General features: G+C 69.3%; 1 protein-coding gene. It reads left to right on the top strand.

The window, feature by feature from the left end:
- Positions 1 to 7: 7 nt before the first annotated feature.
- A partial coding sequence (locus NS354_RS12930; protein ID WP_153002234.1) for a M48 family metallopeptidase occupies positions 8 to 649 on the top strand: 642 nt, incomplete at its 3' end.

Consider the following 649-nt stretch of genomic DNA (forward strand, 5'->3'; position numbering starts at 1 on the left):
GTACGAGCTGATCGGCTTCGCCCAGTCCCTGTCCGCGCAGATCATCGCGCTGGCGATCGTCGCCCCGATCGTGTTCTTCCTCGCCCGCGCCCTGATGTACGCGCAGATCCGGCTGAGCGGGGTGCGGATCACCCCCACCCAGTTCCCGGAGGCCTACCGGATGGTCGTGGAGGCCGCCGAGGCCGCGGGTCTGCGTCGTGTGCCGGACGCCTACGTGATGCTGGGCAACGGCCAGATCAACGCCTTCGCCGCCGGTCACGGGCACCGCCGCTTCATCGCCGTGTACTCGGACCTGTTCGAGATCGGCGGGGCGGCGCGGGACCCGGAGGCGCTGCGGTTCATCATCGGGCACGAGGTCGGGCACATCGCCGCCGGCCACGTCCCCTACTTCCGACTCCTGGGGCTGTCCCTGTTCAACCAGATCCCGGTGCTGGGCAACATCCTCTCCCGCGCCCAGGAGTACACCGCGGACAACTTCGGCTACCGCTTCTGCCCGCAGGGGGCGCGCGGGCAGATCAAGGTGCTCGCCGCCGGCAAGTACCTGAACGCGGACGTGAACTTCGACGAGTTCGCGGACCGCGCCGTGTACGAGCGCGGCCTGTTCACGTGGCTGGCGAACCTGGGGATGACCCACCCGGCCAACACCTGG

The sequence above is a fragment of the Leucobacter chromiiresistens genome, from assembly GCF_001477055.1.
GTDB classification, from domain to species: domain Bacteria; phylum Actinomycetota; class Actinomycetes; order Actinomycetales; family Microbacteriaceae; genus Leucobacter; species Leucobacter chromiiresistens_A.